The sequence below is a fragment of the Paenibacillus sp. 1182 genome (genome assembly GCF_017833915.1).
GTDB lineage: Bacteria > Bacillota > Bacilli > Paenibacillales > Paenibacillaceae > Paenibacillus > Paenibacillus polymyxa_D.
Genome location: NZ_JAFICR010000001.1, coordinates 239,295 through 262,417, shown reverse-complemented (window position 1 = coordinate 262,417; position 23,123 = coordinate 239,295). Strand labels below are relative to the sequence as shown.

At 45.5% G+C, this 23,123-nt stretch carries 22 protein-coding genes and 2 pseudogenes; 12 read left to right on the top strand and 12 right to left on the bottom strand.

Annotated elements, in window-relative coordinates; all coding sequences use genetic code 11:
* Positions 1–242: 242 nt before the first annotated feature.
* The 4 genes and pseudogenes from JOD82_RS01340 to JOD82_RS01325 all read right to left on the bottom strand — a co-directional run.
* A complete protein-coding gene (locus JOD82_RS01340; protein ID WP_069010660.1) occupies positions 243–1,820 on the bottom strand; it encodes an N-acetylmuramoyl-L-alanine amidase family protein in 1,578 nt (525 codons plus the stop codon).
* A 232-nt stretch (positions 1,821–2,052) separates the two neighbouring features.
* On the bottom strand, positions 2,053–2,655 hold the full coding sequence (gene leuD / locus JOD82_RS01335; RefSeq protein WP_069010661.1) for a 3-isopropylmalate dehydratase small subunit: 603 nt from the start codon (positions 2,653–2,655) through the stop codon (positions 2,053–2,055).
* A gap of 20 nt (positions 2,656–2,675) precedes the next feature.
* Positions 2,676–4,100, bottom strand: a complete 1,425-nt coding sequence (gene leuC / locus JOD82_RS01330; protein ID WP_069010663.1) for a 3-isopropylmalate dehydratase large subunit — start codon at positions 4,098–4,100, stop codon at positions 2,676–2,678.
* Between the two features lie 621 nt (positions 4,101–4,721).
* A pseudogene (locus JOD82_RS01325) lies at positions 4,722–4,840 on the bottom strand (fibronectin type III domain-containing protein); the annotation flags it as partial.
* A gap of 239 nt (positions 4,841–5,079) precedes the next feature.
* Here JOD82_RS01325 and JOD82_RS01320 point away from each other — a divergent pair.
* Positions 5,080–5,319 (top strand): hypothetical protein, encoded by a 240-nt coding sequence (locus tag JOD82_RS01320; RefSeq protein WP_029514978.1) that lies wholly within the window; start codon positions 5,080–5,082, stop codon positions 5,317–5,319.
* Between the two features lie 77 nt (positions 5,320–5,396).
* Positions 5,397–5,695 (top strand): annotated as a pseudogene (locus tag JOD82_RS01315) (SPRY domain-containing protein); the annotation flags it as partial.
* Positions 5,696–5,889: 194 nt separating this feature from the next.
* On the opposite strand, the gene JOD82_RS01310 reads toward JOD82_RS01315, so the two are convergent.
* The 3 genes from JOD82_RS01310 to JOD82_RS01300 form a co-directional block, all read right to left on the bottom strand.
* Positions 5,890–6,309 (bottom strand): hypothetical protein, encoded by a 420-nt coding sequence (locus tag JOD82_RS01310; protein WP_069010667.1) that lies wholly within the window; start codon positions 6,307–6,309, stop codon positions 5,890–5,892.
* A gap of 48 nt (positions 6,310–6,357) precedes the next feature.
* Positions 6,358–6,588 (bottom strand): hypothetical protein, encoded by a 231-nt coding sequence (locus JOD82_RS01305; RefSeq protein WP_029514980.1) that lies wholly within the window; start codon positions 6,586–6,588, stop codon positions 6,358–6,360.
* Positions 6,589–6,768: 180 nt separating this feature from the next.
* Entirely contained in the window at positions 6,769–8,184 is a 1,416-nt protein-coding gene (locus JOD82_RS01300) for a helix-turn-helix transcriptional regulator (protein WP_039271170.1), read from the bottom strand.
* Between the two features lie 283 nt (positions 8,185–8,467).
* Here JOD82_RS01300 and JOD82_RS28925 point away from each other — a divergent pair, with 283 nt between their 5' ends.
* A complete protein-coding gene (locus JOD82_RS28925) occupies positions 8,468–9,283 on the top strand; it encodes a hypothetical protein (protein WP_245231627.1) in 816 nt (271 codons plus the stop codon).
* Positions 9,273–10,466, top strand: coding sequence for a hypothetical protein (locus JOD82_RS28920; RefSeq protein WP_245248881.1), 1,194 nt, complete (start codon positions 9,273–9,275; stop codon positions 10,464–10,466). The genes JOD82_RS28925 and JOD82_RS28920 overlap by 11 nt, the downstream gene beginning before the upstream one ends.
* A 104-nt stretch (positions 10,467–10,570) precedes the next feature.
* Here JOD82_RS28920 and JOD82_RS01285 read toward each other — a convergent pair whose 3' ends face one another.
* From JOD82_RS01285 to JOD82_RS01270, 4 genes are all read right to left on the bottom strand, one after another.
* Positions 10,571–11,128, bottom strand: a complete 558-nt coding sequence (locus JOD82_RS01285) for a phage holin, LLH family (protein ID WP_209947412.1) — start codon at positions 11,126–11,128, stop codon at positions 10,571–10,573.
* Between the two features lie 58 nt (positions 11,129–11,186).
* Positions 11,187–11,342: a hypothetical protein gene (locus JOD82_RS01280; protein WP_245248880.1), complete on the bottom strand. Its 156-nt coding sequence runs from the start codon at positions 11,340–11,342 to the stop codon at positions 11,187–11,189.
* Positions 11,287–11,478, bottom strand: coding sequence for a phage holin family protein (locus JOD82_RS28915; RefSeq protein WP_312887660.1), 192 nt, complete (start codon positions 11,476–11,478; stop codon positions 11,287–11,289). The genes JOD82_RS01280 and JOD82_RS28915 overlap by 56 nt, the downstream gene beginning before the upstream one ends.
* Positions 11,479–11,589: 111 nt before the next feature.
* Positions 11,590–11,811: a hypothetical protein gene (locus tag JOD82_RS01270; RefSeq protein WP_165146841.1), complete on the bottom strand. Its 222-nt coding sequence runs from the start codon at positions 11,809–11,811 to the stop codon at positions 11,590–11,592.
* 237 nt (positions 11,812–12,048) lie between these two features.
* Between JOD82_RS01270 and JOD82_RS01265 the strand changes: the two genes are divergently transcribed.
* The 8 genes from JOD82_RS01265 to hydF all read left to right on the top strand — a co-directional run bounded on the left by JOD82_RS01265 (position 12,049) and on the right by hydF (position 21,519).
* Positions 12,049–12,474 carry a MaoC family dehydratase gene (locus JOD82_RS01265; RefSeq protein ID WP_029517401.1) on the top strand — a complete coding sequence of 142 codons (426 nt, stop codon included), beginning with the start codon at positions 12,049–12,051 and terminating at the stop codon, positions 12,472–12,474.
* Between the two features lie 864 nt (positions 12,475–13,338).
* Complete coding sequence (locus JOD82_RS01260) at positions 13,339–13,704, top strand: hypothetical protein (RefSeq protein WP_013310644.1); 366 nt, start codon at positions 13,339–13,341, stop codon at positions 13,702–13,704.
* A gap of 128 nt (positions 13,705–13,832) precedes the next feature.
* Positions 13,833–15,995 carry a formate dehydrogenase subunit alpha gene (gene fdhF, locus JOD82_RS01255; RefSeq protein WP_209947410.1) on the top strand — a complete coding sequence of 721 codons (2,163 nt, stop codon included), beginning with the start codon at positions 13,833–13,835 and terminating at the stop codon, positions 15,993–15,995.
* Positions 15,992–16,642 carry a 4Fe-4S dicluster domain-containing protein gene (locus tag JOD82_RS01250; RefSeq protein WP_029517399.1) on the top strand — a complete coding sequence of 217 codons (651 nt, stop codon included), beginning with the start codon at positions 15,992–15,994 and terminating at the stop codon, positions 16,640–16,642. Before fdhF ends, JOD82_RS01250 begins: the two co-directional genes overlap by 4 nt.
* A gap of 32 nt (positions 16,643–16,674) precedes the next feature.
* The gene (locus JOD82_RS01245; RefSeq protein WP_245248879.1) at positions 16,675–18,180 is read left to right on the top strand and encodes a [FeFe] hydrogenase, group A; all 1,506 of its coding nucleotides are present in this window, start codon (positions 16,675–16,677) and stop codon (positions 18,178–18,180) included.
* A 63-nt stretch (positions 18,181–18,243) separates the two neighbouring features.
* Positions 18,244–18,834, top strand: a complete 591-nt coding sequence (locus JOD82_RS01240) for a 4Fe-4S dicluster domain-containing protein (RefSeq protein WP_013310648.1) — start codon at positions 18,244–18,246, stop codon at positions 18,832–18,834.
* Entirely contained in the window at positions 18,831–20,279 is a 1,449-nt protein-coding gene (locus JOD82_RS01235; protein ID WP_209947408.1) for an aspartate ammonia-lyase, read from the top strand. The genes JOD82_RS01240 and JOD82_RS01235 overlap by 4 nt, the downstream gene beginning before the upstream one ends.
* Positions 20,266–21,519 (top strand): [FeFe] hydrogenase H-cluster maturation GTPase HydF, encoded by a 1,254-nt coding sequence (hydF, locus tag JOD82_RS01230; protein WP_209947406.1) that lies wholly within the window; start codon positions 20,266–20,268, stop codon positions 21,517–21,519. Before JOD82_RS01235 ends, hydF begins: the two co-directional genes overlap by 14 nt.
* 143 nt (positions 21,520–21,662) lie before the next feature.
* Here hydF and hydG read toward each other — a convergent pair whose 3' ends face one another.
* The gene (gene hydG, locus JOD82_RS01225) at positions 21,663–23,075 is read right to left on the bottom strand and encodes a [FeFe] hydrogenase H-cluster radical SAM maturase HydG (RefSeq protein ID WP_013310651.1); all 1,413 of its coding nucleotides are present in this window, start codon (positions 23,073–23,075) and stop codon (positions 21,663–21,665) included.
* Between the last annotated feature and the right edge of the window lie 48 nt (positions 23,076–23,123).

Here is a 23,123-nt window from a genome sequence, read left to right as displayed (position 1 = left end):
ATATACGCGCTTATGTAATATCAGACAACCTTTTAGACGTTATCTCACACCAAAAGTTGCGAATATATTCCATCATAACAGAAATATACGTGCCAAAGAACTACTTTTGTCGAATTTTGACTAAAAATATAGATCATTTGCTTTCCGTCAAAAGTCACAGCCGAAAAAACTAAAAAAGCTACTTTTCACCCCCATGAATTTTCATTAATAAGGTGGAAAGTAGCTTTTATTGTAAACCTCACTTAGTTAAGTGGTTCCGTTGCTCCTGTGCCTGCTGTTCCGAGATACTCCTTCAACCCATCGACAATACCTTCAGCGATCTTCTCTTGTGTTTCTTCTGTGAACATGGCTGCTTCATTAGATATATTACTAAGGTAGCCACACTCCAGCAATACTGCAGGCATTTGTGATTTTCTCGTCACCACATGGTTTGCCACTTTAATGCCGTTATCCTTGAACTCGGTTGCTGCTACAAGATGCTTGTGCATGATCGTGGCCAGGCTCAAACTTTCCTGACGTGCATAATAGGTTTCTGACCCATTAGCTTTTCCGTTATTAGAAGCTGGCATACTGTTACCATGAATGGAAACAAACACGCTAGCCTGCTGATTATTAGCGAGCTGTGGTCGTTCATCCAGCGTGGGATACGTATCTCCATTACGAGTCAATATGATTTGAATATCGGGATCATTTTGCAGAAGCTGCTCGACCTTTAACGCTACCGCCAATGCAAATTCCTTTTCATGTCGCCCAGTCACACTACCTGCCCCAGGGTCCTTGCCACCATGTCCGGGATCAATTACGACGATTCGCCGTCCTTCGACATTCGTTGGTGTTACCACTGCTGAATTCACACTACGCTCACGCAATTGAAGGGTGATATCACCTAGGCCATTGGTTGAAAGATCGTAATCACGTGTCTGATTTAAAGCAATGACAATGCGTACGCCCCCATCTCGTCCATCTGCGGGAGCAAATCTAATTTCCTGCACATCCTCACTGTCACTATTCGTCAACGCCCGCGTGCCATCGGTGCGAATCGGGAACGGCTGAAGAAAATCAGTCGCCAGTGAAGCCCCGGGTAAATCTACAACAATACGATCATTCCCCGTCATTTTGGATACTTTAGGGGTAACATCTTTATTCAGAGAAATCTTTAACGTTTCACCCTCAAAAGTAATATTTTTTACAACCAACGCATTTGCTGCGGTCTGTTCTGTATTTTGCTGCTTGGTTGGTGAAGATGCAGCTTCAGTATGCTTATCTGCTTCAACTGGGTTTATTGTCGTCGCTGTTGCTGAAGACGTTTTATTGGTGCTTGTTGTACTCCGTGTTGACGTTTGCGACGATGGTTGGGATTGTGACTGTTTATTTGCTTGTTGAGTTGCAGCCTTTTGACTGAGATTTACGGATTTACTTTTATTATTCCAATCTACTTTTAGTCCCATTTGCTCCCCAACAAAACGTAATGGAACCATGGTTGAGCTGCCCCGAAGCACAGGAGGTGCATCCAGACTAACTGTTTTTCCATTCACATCAGCCGATGTACGGCCTACATACATAGACATATCGGTACTATTTTTTTGAATTGAGATTTTATAGGATTGTGGTTCCCACTTGAATTGATATCCAAGCTGCTCCCCAACCACCCTTAGCGGTACCATGATTTTTCCATTGACCATTTCAGGCTTGGCATCTGCAGGCGCTTCCACCCTTTTGCCATCTAAAAACAAATCTGCTCCAGCCGCGTTCACATGAGGGGAGGACGGCCACAACCAAATCAAGATAGCCGCTAGTATCACCCAACCATATTTCTTCATCCTCATTCCCCTAACTTATATATGTATTTTTTGGTGTTTCTCACAGACACAGTCCTTCAACCATTTTACATTTACAATACCATGCTGAGTCGAACCGTCAACCCCTTATTTTCCAATTTATTTTTTGAGCATGATAAAAGCCCGCAGGCAAAAGGATTGCCAGTACGGGCTTTCTGTCTAACAAATGAGCAAGCTATATGGCTTCGTATTGAACCTAAACTGGGAATTATGATTATGCGCCTTGTTTCGCAGCGCGTCTTTGTTCATACGCCAGAATTTCAGATTCATGCTGGAGTGTCAGTCCAATATCGTCCAAGCCTTGCAGCAGGAACTGACGGCGATGTTCATCCAGATCGAATTCAATTTTCAGACCATAGTCGTCTGTGATTGTTTTTTCATTCAGGTCTACGTTCAGTTGGTAGTTATCATGCTGCGCCGTACGCTGGAACAATTCCTCTACTTGCTCTTCAGACAGCTTGATCGGCAATATACCGTTTTTAAAACAGTTATTATAGAAGATATCTGCAAAAGACGGAGCAATTACGCAACGAAACCCATAGTCCATAATCGCCCACGGTGCATGCTCACGTGAGGAGCCACAGCCAAAGTTAGCGCGAGAGATCAGCACAGACGCCCCTGCATAACGAGGCTTGTTCGGTTCAAATTCAGGATTGATATTGCCTTCTTCATCAAACCGCCACTCGTAGAACAGAAACTGTCCAAAGCCCGTACGCTCAATTCGTTTCAAAAACTGCTTAGGAATAATAGCGTCTGTGTCCACGTTCACCCGATCCACAGGTGCTACAATTCCTTTTAATGTTGTAAAAGCTTGCATCGTAATTCCTCCTCTGTATCCTAGCGGACTACTTCTTCCTGCTTGAATTTCCAATCCCGTACATCAACAAAATGCCCATGAATCGCCGCAGCGGCTGCCATTGCTGGAGATACCAGATGAGTCCGTCCTCCGCGTCCCTGACGACCTTCAAAGTTACGATTAGAAGTCGAAGCACAACGCTGTCCCGGTTGCAGCACGTCTGGATTCATCGCAAGACACATACTGCATCCTGCTTCACGCCACTCAAATCCTGCTTCTTTAAAAATGATGTCCAGTCCTTCTTCTTCAGCCTGAATTTTCACACGTCCCGAACCTGGTACGACGATGGCCGTTACTTTGTCAGAAACCTTGTAGCCTTTGGCAACCTCAGCGGCTGCACGCAAATCTTCAATCCGCCCATTAGTGCACGAGCCGATAAACACATAATCAATCGCAATATCCGTGATCGGAGTACCTGGCTTCAAATCCATATATTCAAGCGCTTTCTCAGCCGCTTTACGTTCGTTTTCGGTTGGCAGTTTTGCCGGAATCGGTACGGTTGAGGAAATATCTGTACCCATACCCGGGCTCGTTCCCCAGGTTACTTGAGGAATCAAAGCATCTACGTCAAACTCCAGCACAACATCAAACTCAGCGCCTTCATCTGTGACAAGCTCTTTCCACTCAGCAACCGCTTGCTCGAAAGCGTCTCCTTGTGCTACATGTTGACGTCCACGCAAGTAGTTGAAGGTGGTTTCGTCCGGTGCAATCATTCCTGCCCTGGCTCCGCCTTCTATGGACATGTTACACACAGTCATGCGCTCTTCCATGCTCAATTCGCGAATAGATTCACCTGTATACTCAATAACATAGCCTGTAGCGAAATCTGTACCGTATTTGGCGATGACACCCAAAATCATGTCTTTTGCTGTCACACCAGGTTTGCGGGTACCTACAAAGCGAACTTCCATCGTTTTGGCTTTGGCTTGCTGGAGACATTGTGTTGCCATTACGTGCTCTACCTCACTGGTTCCGATACCAAAAGCGAGTGCTCCGAACGCCCCATGTGTGGAAGTATGGCTATCACCACAAACAATCGTTTTGCCCGGATGAGTCAGACCAAGTTCAGGCCCCATAACGTGAACGACACCCTGATCCACCGTATCCAAATCATACAGTGTGACACCGAAATCACGGCAATTTTGAGTTAATGTATCAATTTGCTGCTTGGAAATCGGGTCCGTAATATTGTAACGGTCCTTAGTCGGTACGTTATGATCCATCGTTGCAAACGTAAGCTCTGGACGACGTACCTGACGGCCGCTAAGACGTAATCCCTCAAACGCCTGTGGCGATGTTACCTCATGTACGAGGTGAAGATCGATGTACAAAATACTCGGCTTACCTGCTTCCTGATAGATGACATGGTTATCCCAAATTTTCTCGAACATAGTCTTTTTACTCATCATTATTCACCCCTGTGTTTTTCGAACCTAGTGGAGAGAAGCTGAGCGGCTCTCTCTTGAATGTCAACAATATACCACGGGATGTCTGATTGGTCTAAGATATGATATCTATAGAAGTGATAGGTTAAGGCTATAAGAATAGATGAGGTGAATATAGGCGGTTCCTTGCACTGATTTCTATCAGCTCTTAATAGTAAAAACAGTCCACTTATTTCAGCCGCTCCGGCGTGGATCAGGCGTAGTTAAGGGGTTATTCCCCTACCCACTCCGGAAAAGCGGCTGAAGGTCATTCTGTTGTTTTCAAAACGTTGTTGTTTCACCAACTTCTTTAAGGTCGGGGACGGGTCGAACGGCGAACCTTATACATTCCTCAGGAGCTAATGTGGCTGCTGGTGGAGCTTAAGAATCTTTATAAATGAATTAATTTCAAGATGATTACCAGCAAAATGAACAGTGCCAAGACAGCAGCTATCGACGTCCAAACTCTTCCGGTGATTCCCGCGTAGTCTCTTTTCATTTCCCCCACACGTAACGCCTCCTTTATTTTAGGGTACTATACTCCATAGGCTATGCGAGGTCTTGATTAAAGGAAGGGCTTCTTAACAAAAAATGCTTAGTCAATCCAGTACCAGCCTGTCTGCTCTCAACCAAGCGATAAAGTCATTGACCTCTTTCATGCTTAAGTCAAATTCCTTGTCCAAACCGGTAGTCATGGTCAATACCATGATTGCGCGATTACCTGAGAGTTGCTCAGGGTCAGTTTGACCTCCTCCTTGTGGAGTGACAGAGGCTTCATTATTTTACTGTATATATTTGGAAGTATATTCCTCGAAATGTGTCTAAACATAAACCTGCCAATCTATAAATACAATCTAAATATTTGCATATTTATCTAACTGATGACTTACCCAAGATCGATCCTACTCCCCTGTTATTACTTGGAATTATATTAAATCTTCTCAATACTATATTATGAGGCGTGGCGAAGTATCCACGCTGGATTGCTTATGAATTTGAAAGTCCTGTAGTTGTCAACAAATATGTGTTGGCTCCACGTAGATCTAGTTTAACCGAATCGCCAAAAGATTGGATGTTCGAAGGGTCGGACGGTGTTTCACGGGTCATTCTCGATACACAAAAAAATATTACTAACTGGAAAGAAAAAGAGAAAAAAGAATTTCATTTACCAATGAAACAAAATATAAAAAATACCGTTTGAACATCACTAGTAATAATGGTAATTCTCTATTTTCACTTGGAGCCTTCGAGATGTACAATAATTTGCCGGTAACACCAACACCAGATCCGTCTACAACACCTGGTTCGTCCGATACAGATGAGGCCTCTCAAGCAACTGGTGACCGCGCTATTCTTACTGTAACCATGGGTAATGGGTTTGATAAAGAATTCGATCTGAGTAAAAAAGAATTGAATGCTTTCACCGCTTGGTATGACGCAAAGGATACTGGTAGAGGTCCTTCATTCTTTGCCATTGATAAGCACAATAACAACAAGGGACCATTCAGCAACCGTAAAGACTACGTAATATTCAACAAAATCCTTACGTTGAAGTAAGTGAGTATTCAACTAAATAATAAACACCAAAGGACTCCATACTGGTTACATACCAGCGGAGTCCTTATTCACATCCACTCTAAATTCAAACTGATCAATGAAAAAAAGCTCTACCGAACAATTAAGGGGATTAATTCACTTGTTGGCTTGAACAAACGCATAATTAGCCCTCCTCACCAAACGGCTAGAAGGACAGTTGTATAGCTAGGATAACTTAGAGATTTCCAGGCTGTGAATCAGCTACCCCCCATGTTTCCCCATTAACTTTATAGTCGCTGCCTCTCCACTGAAGTATGTAGTCTCCAGAACGCAAACCGTCGCTGAAACCTTGGTCAGTAGATTTCCAAGTCACTGTGTCGTGAGGAGCGATTACTAATCCTTCAATATATAGTTTGTTTGAACCGCTGTGAGTTAAACTTACCTTTACTGGATGATCAGAGTGATTCTTCATACGAAGTTTAACATGACCCCATCCTTTAGGGACACTAAAGGATTCTTTTACAGTTGCGCTTCCCCCCGATCTTTGATTAATTATGGTGTTTTTGCTAGTTATACTTGGTGAAGCTGAAGCAGCACCTACCGTAGTTGCTATAGCTAAAGATAAAATCGAGAACAGAAATATTCTTTTCTTCATCCTTTTCCTCTCCTATTTTTTGTTATGGTCTACCTTTAAGGCTACCGATTACAATTTGGTAGGTTCTTTAAGATCTACTCTAAATTCAAACTGCTTACGAAAGAAATACGACTCGTTAATCTTAATTGCATCAGGCGAAAACTTTTCCACTACTCCGCCGTAGTCAACGACCGTTATCAACTCATTGCTCAACGGCTGTACTACATATACTCTTACCTGGCCTAACGCATCTGCAAAAAGTTCTATATCCGACTTTGACACTCTATATGTATAGTTCATGCTGATCACTTCAGAAATAGTATTCGAGTAAATCGTGTGGTAATTCCTACACTGAAGAAAGCTCTGCCAACCATAAGGTTAGCAGAGCTTTTTCTTTAAAATCCTCCAATGGTAACGTTAGGCTGAATACTATGGTGGTGGTTAAAGGCTTGGTCCGGCATAGTAACAATAAACAAAAAGCTAGCCGCGATGACTAAAAGTACCATTTTTTTGAACATTGTTTTCCCACACCCTTTCAATAAAATTGAAATACTCAGCTTTAGTTTCAGGAACTGCATGGGCTTGAAAACGAACAAACAACCCCATACAGTTTATAAAGTAAGTTTCATTATTTATTATATGTGACTTTACCATTGCATTCATCAAATATTTAAAGCCATCAATGTACTTCCCTCGGTATAAATAATAAAAACCTAACTCGTAACCAAACCACGCGATATAATCCGGTATCACTTGTCGGGTATACATATCATCTGATGATGGTTGTTGTGAAAAAGTCGCAATTAGCGTTTCAAATCGTTTGAGTATATCGTCTACATCTATGCTAAACTGGTTTGCTGCGATTATAACATTCAGCAGTTTTGAAAGCTTTTCATTCTCGTTAGCGGCTGATGTTGTAGCAATATATTCAACATAATCGTTCAGCAGGCTTATTTCTCCTGACAACAGCTTATATACGTAAGTATTTCCTACCGCCCAGTGACTGAACAGGTTTACCCAGTGTTTTGTGTCCTCGTCATCCTCTTTAACCCAGTCTAAATCCGCATAGGCGTATGTATATTGTAGAGCTTGTTGATAATCGCCTTGAGCTTCACAAACACTAGCACACAACAGGTCAGCATAAGCAATGTATCCAAATAACGGCCCTCTTGTTCTCTTTTCATCATCTAGAAACTTTCGTTTTTCTTGGTGTTGTAAACTATACTGGATTTCCGCTTTAGCTCTCATTTGCCTTGCCATTTCGTCTACCTTGTCCCATTTACGTAATGACCTATATACGTTTGCCAAATCCTTCAATGCGTCAAGCTGATCTATTTCATCCAAACGCTCGACATAAGGCTCAAACAGTATAGCTGCCTTCATATTCCGACTTTGATCATCTCCAATTTGAATCGTAAATATTCGATATTGACAGACTGCCAGACGTTCAGAATGTTGGTACTTCTCTGCTTCTGCTACACTCTCATAGAGCAGCAGCGCCGCAGCATGGCGTCCTTGAGCGAATAGGGTTTCTGCAATGTCAAACAGTTTGGGCGAATAAAGTAGATTGTCCATGATGGCTCCTACCACTCGACGGATCGCATCCAACTTGTCCAACTCCGCACAACGATACAAAAATGGCTCGATTCGTCTCATATTCGGGGGCGTGTCGATGATGTAGTTTTCTATAAATAAGTCGTAAAAGTGGCCTTCCGGTAAACCCATCGCCTCAGTAATTAGATCAAGCTGGTTAACAGACATAGGCTTGTTTCCTGTCACAATGGCACTTAGCGCCCCCCTATTCATGCCTGCAACTTGCCCAAATTGCGATAGACTCAAACCTTCTTGTTTTAAATATCCGTCTAATTCTGCTCTAATCGTAGGTGTATGCTTCATGTCATATCCACCCTTCATACAGAAATTCCAAAACTTTTATATTATTGCATTCTATTGTTGTCCATAATTTAACAGTTGTCAATAACCTTTATTTCTTTTGCATTTTATTAAAGAACTTCGGCATAATCGGTGGCATGAAATGACGTAAAGAACACTCTCCGCAGCCTATACCCATCTTAAAAAATATTAAATATATTCATATATGCCATAAAAAGGTTGAAAATATTAGTAGATTCCTTTACGCTGGCTTTGTATTTACAAATATTTCAAGGAGGCGTTTTGTTTGAAAGTAAAATTTCTACCACAAGCTTTTCTAGCTGCAACGCTACTCATTTCTTTTGGGGTCGCCTATCCAGCTACCTCCAATGCCGAAAAAGGAGATAAAATCCCTGACCGCATGTTAGCGGGTACCATCATTCAATACGATGAGAACAATAACATGGTTGTATTGGAAAAAGGAACTCCGGTACCTGAACAGCAAAAATCTAAAGCTGCTATTGCTCCACTGACTGCTGAACAACAGGCTGAGCTAGAAAAAGAAAAACAACAGGATAAAGAGATCGATGAAGCAACCAAATCACTACCGGTATATCATATTGATAACCCTGACCCTCAGCCTGGTTTAAAAGTAATTTATGATGGCGAAGGTTTTATCAAAGATATTATCTTGCCTGATCAAAAAGAAAATGCGATTACTACTAATAATGTTTCACTTCAAGCATTACCACGCGGTACACGCAAATCACCTGGGACTTATACATATGGAGATCATGATAATGAAATTAAAATTAACGGAACATCTAGTGGCTATGTTCGAGGCACAGGGAGAGGAACAAACTTCACAGACACGTATGGGGAAAATTCCAATAGACTCCAAAGAGGTGACTGTGCAACAAAAGGAGCCATTGATAATCCCGACTTCGGGACAGAAATTCGGGTAAGGAATTATGATAATAATGCCGTAGCTAATTTTTATAAAGCTGATAACGGGAGTCTTCCAGATGCAGTCATTGATATTTGGAAAACGGGTGTAGAGAAGTTAGGTTTAGAATGGCATTCGTACGTCTCATTTTCAGCAAGATATTCCTATGATTTTTAAGATCTTTATACCAAAAAAGGATAGGATCTCGCGTCCTATCCTTTCCCTTTTCGTTATCATCTTCAGTTTGATTCATCACTTATCTCAGAAAGGATGCTTCGTGTTGAGAACAAGTAGCTACAAATTTTTTAGATTCTTTATACTTTCCCTGCTCGTGCCAGCTTTATTGTCATCCTGCTCTCCCTCTTTTACCCCACCAGCAGAATCATCTGTACCCAAAAAGGCCCAATCAAATGAAAAAGTAGTGTCGGCCGGGAAAGGCCAGTATCTATCCATGACTTATACAGAGTATGTGAATGGGAAGAAATCAGATCAAGGCATGGTTATGCGAGTTATGACATACGACTTAAACAGCAAAAAATTGACCAAGCTGGCCGATGTTCCTTATACCTCTCAATACCCGCTTTCTGTAGTGTCCTTGCCTGATCACAAAATTTATTACTCTGCCGATGTTGGTGATAAGGGAGACCAATTATTTTCGTATGACTTGAATACCAAAAAAATCGAACAGCTTACCGATAATTTGTTTGCCATCAATCGTATCGTACCAACTACTCCAGATGGCCCACTCGTTCTGGTTGCGGTCAAAAAAGGAGAACGTATACTTAAAACTATTTTCTACAATAAAACAACGCACGCCATGAAATTTATGCATGATGAAAACCAAGATAATATCACTTGGTCTATAGCCTATAATTCAGAAAAAAATACAATTTACAATTCACAGTATTCGGAGAGGGAGCGAGATAAACAAGGTGACATCTCAGACCGAACACAGACCATTATGGTCCCCCCGGACAACAAGGTTACAGAAATCAATAACGTTACCAAGCAAGAGCGTTCTATCGTCACACTAAAAAAAGAGAAAATAACTTCAATGTCCAGCAGTAATGATAAGCTGCTCCTCATAACCACTCGTTTCATTAATCACGGCAATCCCGAGTATAGTCTGGTTGATATTGCAACAGGTAAACGTACCAAAATAAAGTTGCCCTTTTTATCCCGCCAATTTGTCTATATGTCCCCGGATGGCAAGGGGGTCTATTATTTGGGCAGCACTTCTCAGAAAAATCAGGCAGAAAGACGCGGCGTATATTATTATGATTTCACATCGAAAATTCAAACCCCCATCTTTATACAAGAAGAGGGTTTCATCAATAACTTCATGCTGCTGAACAAGTAATTGCTCTGACTAGCAACATGCCAAAAAGCCGGAAAGAAGCAAGTTTACGCTATCTTTCGGGCTTTCCTTATCTGTTTAGTGTTTACTTTGTAACTATAGCCGTATTAGTCTTGCTCCGTAGCAGGCGCTTGTACTGATTCTGTTGGTTCTTGAATAGACTCAGTTGCTGTCTGAACCTGACCGGATGATACCTCTGCTGTAGCCTGAGCCAAAAAATCATTAAGCTTCGCGGCAAGACCCGATACAGCTTCCTTAGCTGCTGCCCGTGTTGCCTCCTCGTTTGGCTGTGCGTCAGTAGCGAGTGCCACTTTTGTTTTGGCCTTATACTCCAGATATGCCTTCTCAATCGCGGATTTTAACTCTACTTGGGATACTACGATACCTTGACTGGAAAGAGTAAGTGAAGCATACTGCAAAGCCTCCTGAAGCTTACGTTCTCCTCCAGCTTCTTTAAGTGCTGTTTGAGCAAAAGCAAAGCCCTCCCCAGCAATTTTATGGATTATTTCCCTCTGTGCCGCCGTAGTACGCGCTTCTAGCCACACGTTAACCTTAGTTTTGAGTTTTTTGTTCAGACCTCCTAAAACAAACGCTGTAAGCACACCCACAGCGGCTGTGGCGATGGTATTTACGTAAGGTTGCACAGTTTCGATAATTGATTGCATGATTACTTTTCCCCTTTCGTTTTCAACGATGCGATTTTATTTTTTGAATCCCAGAACACTACTGCCCGTAAGATTCTGCAATTGGCTTGAGTTGCACATAAGCCGTATCGTCTACAAGTTGGACAGTTTGCAGCTTGGCTCTGTTTAAATACGCTTCCTTACGGGTGTTGTCCCGGTGATAAGATAAGCCCAAGGCATCTGCCAGAGACCGCAACGGTACATAAGTTCTGTCGAGCTATACCGATAAGACCAATCTTGCTTTTTAAACCTGGTCCGGTACCCTTCTTACCTTCTACGGCAGCGGCAAATAAGCCGGTCACATAATCAATAATGACCAGAGCAAGTAACACCCCCAATACTCCCGACCACCCACCATAAAAATACGTCACAGCGCTGCTTCCTAAAGCAGTACAGAACTTAAAAACTCCCACTTATCCAACCTTCTTCCCCCGTCTCTCCGTTCAGGAAACTTTTCCTGAGCTATCATCATTTGCTTTTTGATTCTTTTCCTCTTGGGCCTGTATCTCTGCTAATGCATTTCCTACCGCAATATCCAAACCTATAAGAATTTCTTTCCGGCGTGCTGGCTGTGAAGCAATTACAGCAGAAATAACCTCAGTCAATTCTTGAACCGATCTGGTTAGATCCAGTTGTATATCCAATGTGGATTTTATCTTTGCCATGTATTTCGTCACCTCCTCAAGACGCAAAATAAGCCCCTGAATTATCAGAGGCTTTTCATACTTGTATCTTAAATTAATTTGCTGCTATAACGCTACGAGTTTTAAAGGGAAATATTGTTCAGTGAATATAAATTTGTAGACGGACAATACGTCATTAAGCTAACGGACAGTTTAACTTGATTGGTGATATTATGCTACTCTATAAATAAGCAAATAATTTAATCAAGAGGTGTAATAATGCGGTTTCATGAATTTTATATCGGACAAGTATTTAAAACCAAGTCTTTAAAATTAACTCAAGAGGATATTACCAGATTTGCAAGGGAGTTTGACCCGCAATATATGCATTTAGATGAAGAGAAAGCATTAAAAGGCAGGTTTAATGGAATTATCGCTTCAGGAATTCAAACATTAGCTGTTTCTTTTAAGCTTTGGGTTGAAACAGGGAGTTACGGTGATGAGGTTATTGCTGGAACTGCTATGAATAATATTAAATTTATTAAGCCAGTATATCCAGGCGACGAATTGTACACCATCGTTGAAGTGATTGGAGTAAAAGAGATGAGGAATGGAACAGGACTCGTTACTGTAATGCTGTCGACTTTCAACCACAAAGAGGAGCAAGTTTTTGAAGGCGATTTATCCGTTCTGGTTAAACAGTAAAGTTTTATAAAATCAATTATTAAAGGTTTGAAGAGGCCCATGCATTCTAGCACGGACCTCTTCTCTTTATTTATACATGGCTTGACTTGCGGCTTTATGTTCAGCCACACGTTGCAGTAATTTCTTCATTTGGCGACCTTTAAGTTGCCCTTCTACAACTAAATTTCGCATAGATTCTACATCTTGAACCCGCACTTTACCCCATGATGAAAGCGATTGTACAGTGCGATAAATTGCTTTGCTGCCACTTTATTATGGGTCTCGACTTGAAAACCAACGCTGTTCGTCGGGTGCTGTAACAGGCATTGGCTTGGGCAATCTGCTTTGGATCTGTGGTTTGTGTACAGACAAATTAGCTTTGGATTGATGACTTTGTGTACCCAGTATTCCTCTTAGCAACTAATCTTCCGGAATTCGCATACCTGAAGATGATGTTCACGAATACCACTTCCAATCCCACACATATCATGGTAGTTGCAGAATCACGTACGATATCACCCATTTTGGATAACATATCTATATCTTCTGGTGTTCGACTAGCATTTTCGTTCAATGTAATAATGATAAATTCATCTACTGCTTTTGTATTAGAACTGTACAAGCAATGCGATAGAACGAGAAGCATCATACAAACCATAGAGGTAAAGCTGCTTCAAGAGGGGGCTAATCCATGTAAAATTTTGGTTCAGTGTAATGAATTTCACATCTTTCCGGGCCAACCTGTTCTACCATAGAAGAGTGATACGCCGTGCTGGGCAGACCACTTTGGTCGGGACGGTTACGTCTTGTTCTAAACTAGCTACACAGGCTGTCTGGCATGTGCGGCAAGTACACCTTTATTTTGATTCGAAGCGGAGTGTCCAGATGTTGAATACCGAATTGGAATACCGTGAGCGCATCAGGAAGTTGGCCGTATGTATTGTCAAACACTACCGGGGAAAAGGACCGGACAACGTCAAGGTTTCACTGGATTCGCCGCTCCGGATTACGGTAGAAATTCGAGGTACATTGTCTAATCTGTCCGAAATTCTCGTTCATGAAGGGGCTGAGGACAAGGTCAGAGAATATTGGGACGTCCTTCGTCCCTATCTGGAAAAGGAGTTTATGAACGAAGCCGAAAAAACACTCGGCAGTCCCTTCACTTATACTTGGGAGGTCTGCCCCTCCGTCCATGGAGACGGACACATTATCATTACTCTAGAACTACAACACATACACCGGTTGGATTAGCGGGAAGGAGCCTTGTCTCCTCGCTCGCAGATAAGCCAGTACAGGATGCAGCGTAAAGCGGCATTTTTGTATTGGCTTTTTTTATGTTTCGAGTTTCATCTATTTCATATAAAAGAGGTGCTGCACTTATGGCAGACAAGGTATTGACCGTATGTCCCTACTGCGGGAGCGGTTGTCAGCTTCATTTGCTGGTGGAAAAAGGACAGGTAATTGGCGCAGAGCCGGCTGGTGGTCGTACGAATGAAGGAACGTTGTGTCTAAAAGGACACTACGGATGGGATTTTCTGAATGACCCGCAAATTCTGACTGCACGCTTGCGCAAGCCCATGATTCGCAAAAATGGAGTTATGGAGGAAGTGGAGTGGAAGGAAGCCATTCAATATACTGCCGAACGGCTGTCAGCAATTAAGGAAAAATACGGACCCGACTCCATTATGGGAACGGGCTCCGCACGTGGTCCGGGAAATGAGGCCAATTATGTCATGCAAAAGTTCATGCGGGCGGTCATTGGCACGAACAATATTGACCATTGCGCTCGTGTATGCCATGGCCCTTCTGTGGCAGGTTTGACTTACTCGCTCGGAGATGGAGCTATGTCCAACTCTATTCCTGAAATTGAACACTCTGATCTCATTTTCGTATTTGGATATAATGCACCCGAAACACATCCGATCGTCGCAAGACGCATTGTAGCTGCCAAGCAAAGAGGCGCCAAAATTATTGTATGCGATCCGCGCATGACCGAAACAGCTCGTATCTCGAATATGTGGCTACCCTTAAAGGGCGGTTCGAACATGGCTTTGGTGAACGCTTTTGGTCATGTACTTGTGCATGAAGGACTGTACGACAAACGATATGTGGAAGCAAACACCGAAGGCTTTGCCGAATACGTAGAAAGCATTAAAAAATATACTCCCGAATATGCGGAAGGCATTACGGGGGTCAAGGCGGTCGATATCCGGGCGGCTATGAGGGAATATGCAAAGGCCCCTACCGCTACCATTTTGTACGGAATGGGCGTATGCCAATTTTCACAGGCCGTTGACGTAGTAAAAGGGCTCGCTTCCCTTGCACTGTTGACCGGAAATCTGGGCAAGCCGAATGTGGGTATCGGACCAGTACGGGGACAAAACAATGTACAGGGTTCCTGTGACATGGGTGCTTTACCGAATGTGTATCCTGGCTATCAGGATGTAACAGACACCACAGTCCGCAAAAAGTTTGAAAAAGCATGGGGTGTTGAGCTACCGCGCAAAAAAGGATATCCACTTACGGAGGTACCACACCTCATCCTGAAGGAGAACAAGCTGAAAGCTTATTACATTTTCGGCGAAGACCCTGTACAAAGTGATCCGAACGCCGCCGAGTTGCGTGAAGCCCTAGACCAATTGGAATTTGTCGTGGTCCAGGATATTTTCATGAACAAAACAGCGCTGCATGCCGATGTCATCCTCCCTTCTACTGCTTGGGGCGAGCATGACGGTGTATATTCTTCGGCAGATCGGGGCTTTCAGCGCATCCGAAAGGCCGTCGAGCCACAGGGTGATGTAAAGCCAGACTGGGCTATTATTAGCGAGGTTGCTACCGCCATGGGCTACCCTATGTCCTATGCAAACACAGAGGAAATTTGGGATGAAATGCGTAGCCTCTGCCCATTATTCTCCGGTGCCAGCTACCAAAAAATGGAGCAGCAAGGCGGCGTGCAATGGCCCTGCCCTACTGAGGATCATCCAGGTACACCGTATTTGTATAAAGGAAATCAATTTTCGACACCTAGTGGCAAAGGCAGATTATTCGCCTGCGAATGGCGTCCGCCACAAGAACAACCGGATGCAAAATACCCGCTTGTCTTGTCTACAGTCCGTGAGGTAGGCCACTACTCCGTTCGTACCATGACTGGCAATTGCCGTGCGCTGCGCCAATTGTCTGATGAGCCTGGCTTTATTCAGATTAGCCCGGAAGACGGAGCAGATCTGAATATTCTGGATGGTGAAATTGTTGCCATATCCTCCCGCCGGGGACGCATCATGGCTCGGGCACAAATCAGTGACCGTGTGCAACAAGGTGCGACCTACATGACCTATCACTGGTGGGTTGGAGCATGCAACGAGCTGACCGCTGATTTTCTCGATCCGGTATCCAAAACCCCGGAATTAAAATACTGTGCCATCCGCCTGGAACGAATCGCCGACCAAGCTCAGGCCGAACGTGATGTACATGAATCGTACCAACAGATTCGCAAACAGATGAACGTCCAGGAAGCTGTTTTGGCTGATAAGGTGACAAGATGAGCGGCACAGGGAATATGATGCACCGTCCGACTGATACCCGGTCAGCTTCGATGAGTAGAATGGGAGCAGCCGGTAGAACAAGCGCTGTTGCTTCTTCTTTTGTAGTCGCAGACGCCGGGCAGTGCATCGGCTGCAAAGCCTGTGAACTGGCGTGCTTCGCCGTTCACAGTCAGGCTAACGGTATAGGAGCTTCGGTCGGAACCGTCAGCGTTCCTGTCGTACCCAAGGTGTATGTTGTTCGTACAGGGGATACGTATGTGCCGGTGCAATGCCGGCATTGCGAAAATGCCCCCTGCGCACATGCCTGTCCGGTGCAGGCCATTCGTCAGGAGGACGGAGTCGTCATGATAGATGAGGATCGATGTATCGGCTGTACTTCCTGTGTTTTGGCCTGCCCCTTCGGGGCAATTGAGGTGTCTCCGGTCTACCGGGCCGGACACCTTGTGACGCAGTCCGGCCTGACTCACCGGGCAAATCGAGTGGCCCTTCCCCGCACCGCGGCAAGCAAATGCGATCTGTGCGCGGAAACAGAGAACGGACAGCCTGCATGTGTAGATGCCTGCCCGAATCATGTCCTACGGCTGGCCAAAGGTATATCCGACTCGCCTCCAGAGCCTCGGCGGGAAGTCTTTTTCCCACGCCTGTAAGGTCAAAATCAGCCGCAGAAAGGTAGAAAAACATGTCAACCACTATAGACAAGATCTCTTCACCTCCTTGTATGAAGACGACTGATTGCACAGACCCTGTCATTCATATTGACCCGACGCTCTGCACGGGATGCAGACGCTGTGCTGAGGTTTGTCCAGTAGATGCCATAGAGGGACTGCCTGGAGAACCGCAAACCATTAATGCAGACCGATGTGTTATTTGCGGTCAATGTGTACAAATATGCAGCGTATACGCATCTGACTGGGCAGGTTCATCTCCACAGGAAAGCGCCGCTAGACGGCTGGAGCGTATACAAGAACGCGATATGCCTGCCGACATCAGAGAGCCGCTATTCGCTGCCTATTATAGCTACAACTTGAATAAGGTAAGCGATATGATGAGCAAACCTGGACAGTTTCGGATCGTCCAATGTGCTCCGGCTATTCGTGTTTCACTCGCGGAGGAATTCGGTATGCCGTTTGGCACCTTGACGCCTGGGAAAATGGCTGCTGCTTTGCGCCGCCTTGGTTTCGACCGGGTATATGACACCAACTTTGGAGCTGACGTGACCATCATGGAGGAAGGCACGGAATTGATTCGTCGCGTGACCGAAGGCGGTCCCTTGCCTATGTTCACATCCTGCTGTCCAGCATGGGTCCGATTTGCCGAGATTGAATATCCCGATCTGCTAGACCATCTATCCAGCTGTAAATCTCCGATGCAAATGTTAGGAGCGCTTATCAAGTCTTATGGCGCACAACTGGACGAGGTGGAGCCTGCGAATATATACAGCGTGGCCATCATGCCATGCACCTGTAAACAATTTGAGTGCGATCGTCCTGAAATGGAATCAGACGGTTACCGTGATGTGGATGAGGTACTGACCACGCGTGAACTTGCATACTGGATCAAGCAGAGCGGAATTGATTTTGCAAACCTGCCTGATGAAGAATTCGATTCACCGTTAGGGCAATATTCCGGTGCAGGCTCCATTTTTGGAGTCACTGGAGGAGTCATGGAAGCTGCCATCCGTACAGGTTACGAGCTGCTGACGAATGAAAAACTGCCGAAGCTCCAACTCGATTTTGTACGTGGTGAGGAAGGCATTCGAGTAGCTGAGGTTCAGGTAGGCAAGCTACAGCTCAAGGTAGCGGTCGTCGCCGGGCTACAGCATGCCTATCAGCTACTGGATCGTGTCCAGGCGGGCGAATGTGATTATCATTTTATTGAGGTGATGGGCTGCCCTGCCGGATGTATCAGTGGAGGGGGACAACCCAAGATCATGTTAGAAAAGCAACGAATTGAAGCTTATCGGGCACGTAAATCCTCCATCTATGGACATGATGCTGCACGCCAGGTACGAAAATCGCATGAGAACCCTCACATCATTAAACTTTATGATGAATTTCTAGGTGAGCCGCTGGGTCATGTGTCGCATCATCTTCTGCACACGACCTTCCAACAACGGGGGCCTGGCAAGCAAAGCCGCAGTAGCACTATTTCTATCAAAGGGGATACGGATTACTCCATTCATTAATACGTTAAGTTTTTTATGCTGTATACATTATATTTGTCGTTAGTTAGAGAGGAGTCGAATTGTATGAACCGTTTTGTTTTAGCTGATCCCGACCAGTGTATCGGATGTCGTACCTGTGAAATCGCATGTGTCATCGCACATTCAGCGGAGAACCCTTTTATCTCACCAGATGATGAGTTTCATTTTCACCCTCGTCTGAAGGTTATTAAATCATTTGGAGTCACTGCACCCGTTCAGTGTCGTCACTGTGAGGATGCCCCATGCGCTAACGCTTGTCCGAACGGCTCCATTACGAACGCAGATGGCTGCATTCTCATTAACAGTGAAAGCTGCATTGGCTGTAAAACCTGCATGATCGCCTGCCCTTACGGCGCGATTACCATGGTACCCGAGTATCGAAACGGGCAGCCTGTCGTTCAAGACGGACTGTACACCAATATGTCAGGCCGTTTGCAACCCAAAGAACGCATGATTGCCAGCAAATGTGATTTGTGCGAAGGTGTGGACGGCGGCCCGGCCTGCATTGGTAAATGTCCAACACAAGCCCTCAAGCTGGTCGAGCCAGATCTGGTTCATGCTCGGGTTGAGGAAAAACGCGCTGCAAGTGCACGTCAGCTGCTGCATATGACACGCATTCCGGCAACAGGTCTATGACTGAAGGTTTCCCTCTACCTACAAATACGCGAACCGAGCGGGATGCGTTAGGAGAGATGGAAATTCCCGCAGACGCCTTTTACGGTATTCACACCGCACGCGCGATGAACAATTTTGCGGTCAGTGGCAGACCTGTGAACCCAAACCTGATCCACGCTCTTGTGTTGGTAAAAAAAGTAGCCGCTCAAGTGAATGGAGAGCAGAAACGGCTTCCTGTCCAACGGGCCTCTGCCATTGTATATGCTTGTGATGAAATACTCGCCGGGAGACACCAACATATGTTTACCGTGGATGCTATGCAAGGCGGCGCAGGCACCAGTACCCATATGAATGTAAATGAGGTCATTGCTAATTTGGCCATCGTACAGCTAGGAGGCAGACCAGGGCAGTATGAAATTGTACATCCGCTGGATGATGTGAACTGCTGTCAGTCTACGAATGATGTCTATCCCACAGCGCTACGAATTGCAGCGATACGGCTGCTTCGGCCTTTATGTGACACAATGTCTTCGTTACAGGATGCTTTACAGCACAAAGAAACAGAATATGCCGACCTACTCAAGCTAGGCCGCACTCAGCTAATAGATGCCCTGCCCATGATGGCCGGGCAGGGCTTTGGTGCCTATGCAAAGGCTATAGCGCGCGACCGCTGGCGTCTCTATAAGGCCGAAGAGCGGCTGCGGGAAATCCCTATTGGAGGCACGGCGATTGGCACAGGTATGAACGCGCCCCGCGCTTACAGCTATCGGATGGTCGAAAAACTGGCGGATGAGACCGGCTTTGGACTGAGTCGCAGCGACCACCCGATGGACCCGATTCAAAATATGGATGTCTTTGTGGAGGTGTCCGGTCTACTCAAGTCAGCCGCCGTGAATTTGTACAAAATATCTGGCGATTTTCGCCTACTGGCCTCTGGTCCTTTCGGTGGTATTGGCGAATACACGCTGCCTCCAGTTCAGGCCGGATCCTCTATTATGCCTGGCAAGGTCAATCCGGTAATAGCTGAAATGGCAGGACTAACAGCCATGCGTGTGATAGCCGAAGATGCGGCTATCACTATGGCCGCTGCCTCGGGTCAGTTGGAGCTAAACGCATTCCTGCCGCTGATTGCCGAATCGTTGCTGGAATCGCTACATATTCTGAACAGCGCGGTTCGACTATTCGAAGAACGATGTGTGCGTGGCCTGATCGTGCGTGAGGAACGCTGTATTACAAATCTACGTAACTCAGCCGTGATGGCTTCTGCGCTGGTCGCGGAGCTTGGCTATGATGAGGCTGCCTCCATTGCATCGGCGGCCATTGTGCAAGGTCGCACACCAGAGGATATTGCAGAAGATCGCGGCCTACTGACCCGTTCGCGGATTGACCAATTATGCCATCCCTATACAGTAACCAAGCCCGGAATTCCGGGGCAGGAAGAAGGAACTCACCATGGGAATGAATGATACCCCTCGTAGCAACCGACCACATATCGTCCTGCTTGGTCGCCGTAACGCAGGCAAATCCAGCATTCTGAACACCCTGACTGGTCAGCCCGTCGCTGTGGTATCTCCTGTAGGAGGAACGACCACGGACCCCGTTTTCAAACCGATGGAGCTGCTTCCAGCGGGTCCCATTGTTTTGGTGGATACCGCCGGACTGGACGATGAGGGTGAGATCGGAGAGCTGCGCCGCAACAAAACGCTAGAAATACTTAATAGTACAGACTTGGCCCTGCTCGTTATCGACGCCACCGTTGGAGTCGGATCATTCGAGCATGAGCTACTCGAAAAGCTCCGTATCAAAAAGATTCCTGTTATTGGGGTATTGAATAAGACAGATACCCTTACAGAATCAGATAAAACGACTACAAAACTGGCAACTGAACTGGATCTCACCTTGATTCCTTTCAGTGCATCTTTACTCCGGGGAGACACGGAACTGAAAAAGGCTATCACGAATACACTCCCCCAAAACGAGGATCGTTTTCGTATCGTCGGTGACCTGTTGTCACCCGGCGATGTTGTTGTGCTGGTCGTTCCCATCGACAAAGCTGCACCAAAAGGCCGATTGATCCTGCCACAACAGCAAACAATCCGCGATACACTAGAGAGTGATGCCATCGCCGTAGTGACCAAAGAACATGAACTACGATTGACACTGGAGAGATTGGGACACAAGCCTCGTTTGGTCATTACCGATTCACAGGTTTTTATGAAAGTAGCGGCTGACACGCCCAAAGATGTGCCTCTCACCTCTTTTTCCATCCTGTTTGCCCGTCATAAAGGCGATCTGGACGAACTGGTACGAGGTGCAAGAGCCATTGATCGCCTCAAGGATGGAGACCGTGTACTTATTGCCGAAGCCTGCACTCACCAATGCCAATCTGACGATATTGGTCGAGTGAAAATTCCACGCTGGCTCCGCCAAACAATAGGCAAACGACTCATCATTGAGCATGCATCCGGCTCCAGCTTCCCTGATGATCTGAGCGAATATGCACTGGTTATTCATTGCGGTGCATGCATGCTCAATCGGCGTACGATGCTTCATCGAATGTCGGAAACGAAAGCTGCCGGCGTGCCGATTGTGAACTATGGTGTTTTCATCGCTTATGTACAGGGGGTCTTTCCCCGTGCTATTGAATGCTTCCCATCTGCTATGCTGGCATGGGAGCAAGCTGTAGAGGCCGGCAGTTATTCCTAAAAGTCCTCATCTCGGTATTCATATTTTTTTCCAGACACACAAAAGCAGTCGCGCTGATTTCAACGCGACTGCTTTTATTTTCAAGTTCATTATAAATCATGAGGTTTCATAGCGTGAAATGATACTACGAATAATATAAATTGCTAAAAATACAAATCGCGTTCGCCTGCTTCCAGTCGTTCAAGTCTGTCAAGCGTCAAACGGCGCGTTGATTCACGTGGTATACGCTCCAGATTTTCTCGCAGAGCGGCAGCTCCCAGTTCACGTGCCTCCTCATCCCCATAATCCAGCAGATATTCTTGGAAGGTCAGCAGCGAATTCGGCTGGCATACATTATGAATTTGTCCTGATTTGGCAAGCTCCATGAAACGATCTCCAGTTCGCCCCTCACGGTAGCAAGCTGTGCAATAGCTCGGCATATATCCGCCACGGCACAGACTTTTAATAATTTCCGATGGTGAGCGATGATCCCCCACCTCAAATTGAGGCTTATCATCAGTTTCCTGTTTTGCATATGCCCCTACGCCTGTAGCTGAACCTGCACTAATCTGCGACACGCCTAGACCAATGACGCGGTCCCTATATTCCGGCTCCTCGCGCGTGGACAGGATCATTCCAGCATAAGGGACAGCCAGTCGAAGAACGGATACAATTTTCATAAAATCCTCATCGTTGACCAGGTACGGATATCGCTCCAGATCTACATTTTCAGCCGGACGCAATCGTGGAACTGAAACCGTATGAGGGCCACAGCCAAAGGCTTCTTCCAAGTGCTCGGCATGTTTCAGCATCGCTACGGTCTCATAGCGGAAATCATACAAGCCGTACAACACACCGATCCCCACATCATCTATACCCGCACGCATGGCTCTGTCCATGGCGGTAGTATGCCAATCAAAGTCCCGCTTTGGTCCCTGTAGGTGGAATTTACGATAGCTTTCCCGATGATACGTTTCCTGAAATAAAATATACGTACCAATGCCCACCTCTGCCAGCTTCCGATAGTCCTCCTCGGTTGTGGATGCAATATTCACATTGATCCGCCGAATGCTGCCGTTATCCACCTTGACCTCATAGATCTGGCGCAGACAATCGACGATATAGTCAATGGGACAATGGACTGGGTCTTCTCCCGCTTCCAGCACGAGTCGCTTGTGTCCCAGTTCTTGAAGCACTCTAACCTCCTCCACCAATTCCTCCGGTGTCAGACGGCTACGAGTAAAGCTGTCATTGGTATGTTTATAACCACAATATTCGCAGTTATTCACGCAGTGGTTGCTTACATATAAAGGGGCGAACAACACAATCCGGTTGCCATAAATTTGCTCTTTGACTGCCCTCGAAGATTTGAACATCTCTTCCAATAATTCAGGATCATCCACATGCAAAAGAGCCGCCGCTTCACTCGCACTCAGTCCCCGGCAGGCTCTCCCCTTTTCTAAAATTTCTAAAATACGGTGTCGATCTGTTGCCTCTTGTTTCCCCTGCTCCACTGCTGCCATAATCTCTGCTTCATTAATAAAATCCGCCGACACTTTCTCCCGTACTCCACTCACGTATACCCATCTCCTTATTTATGGTTACTGCAATGTTTCCGTCATAGC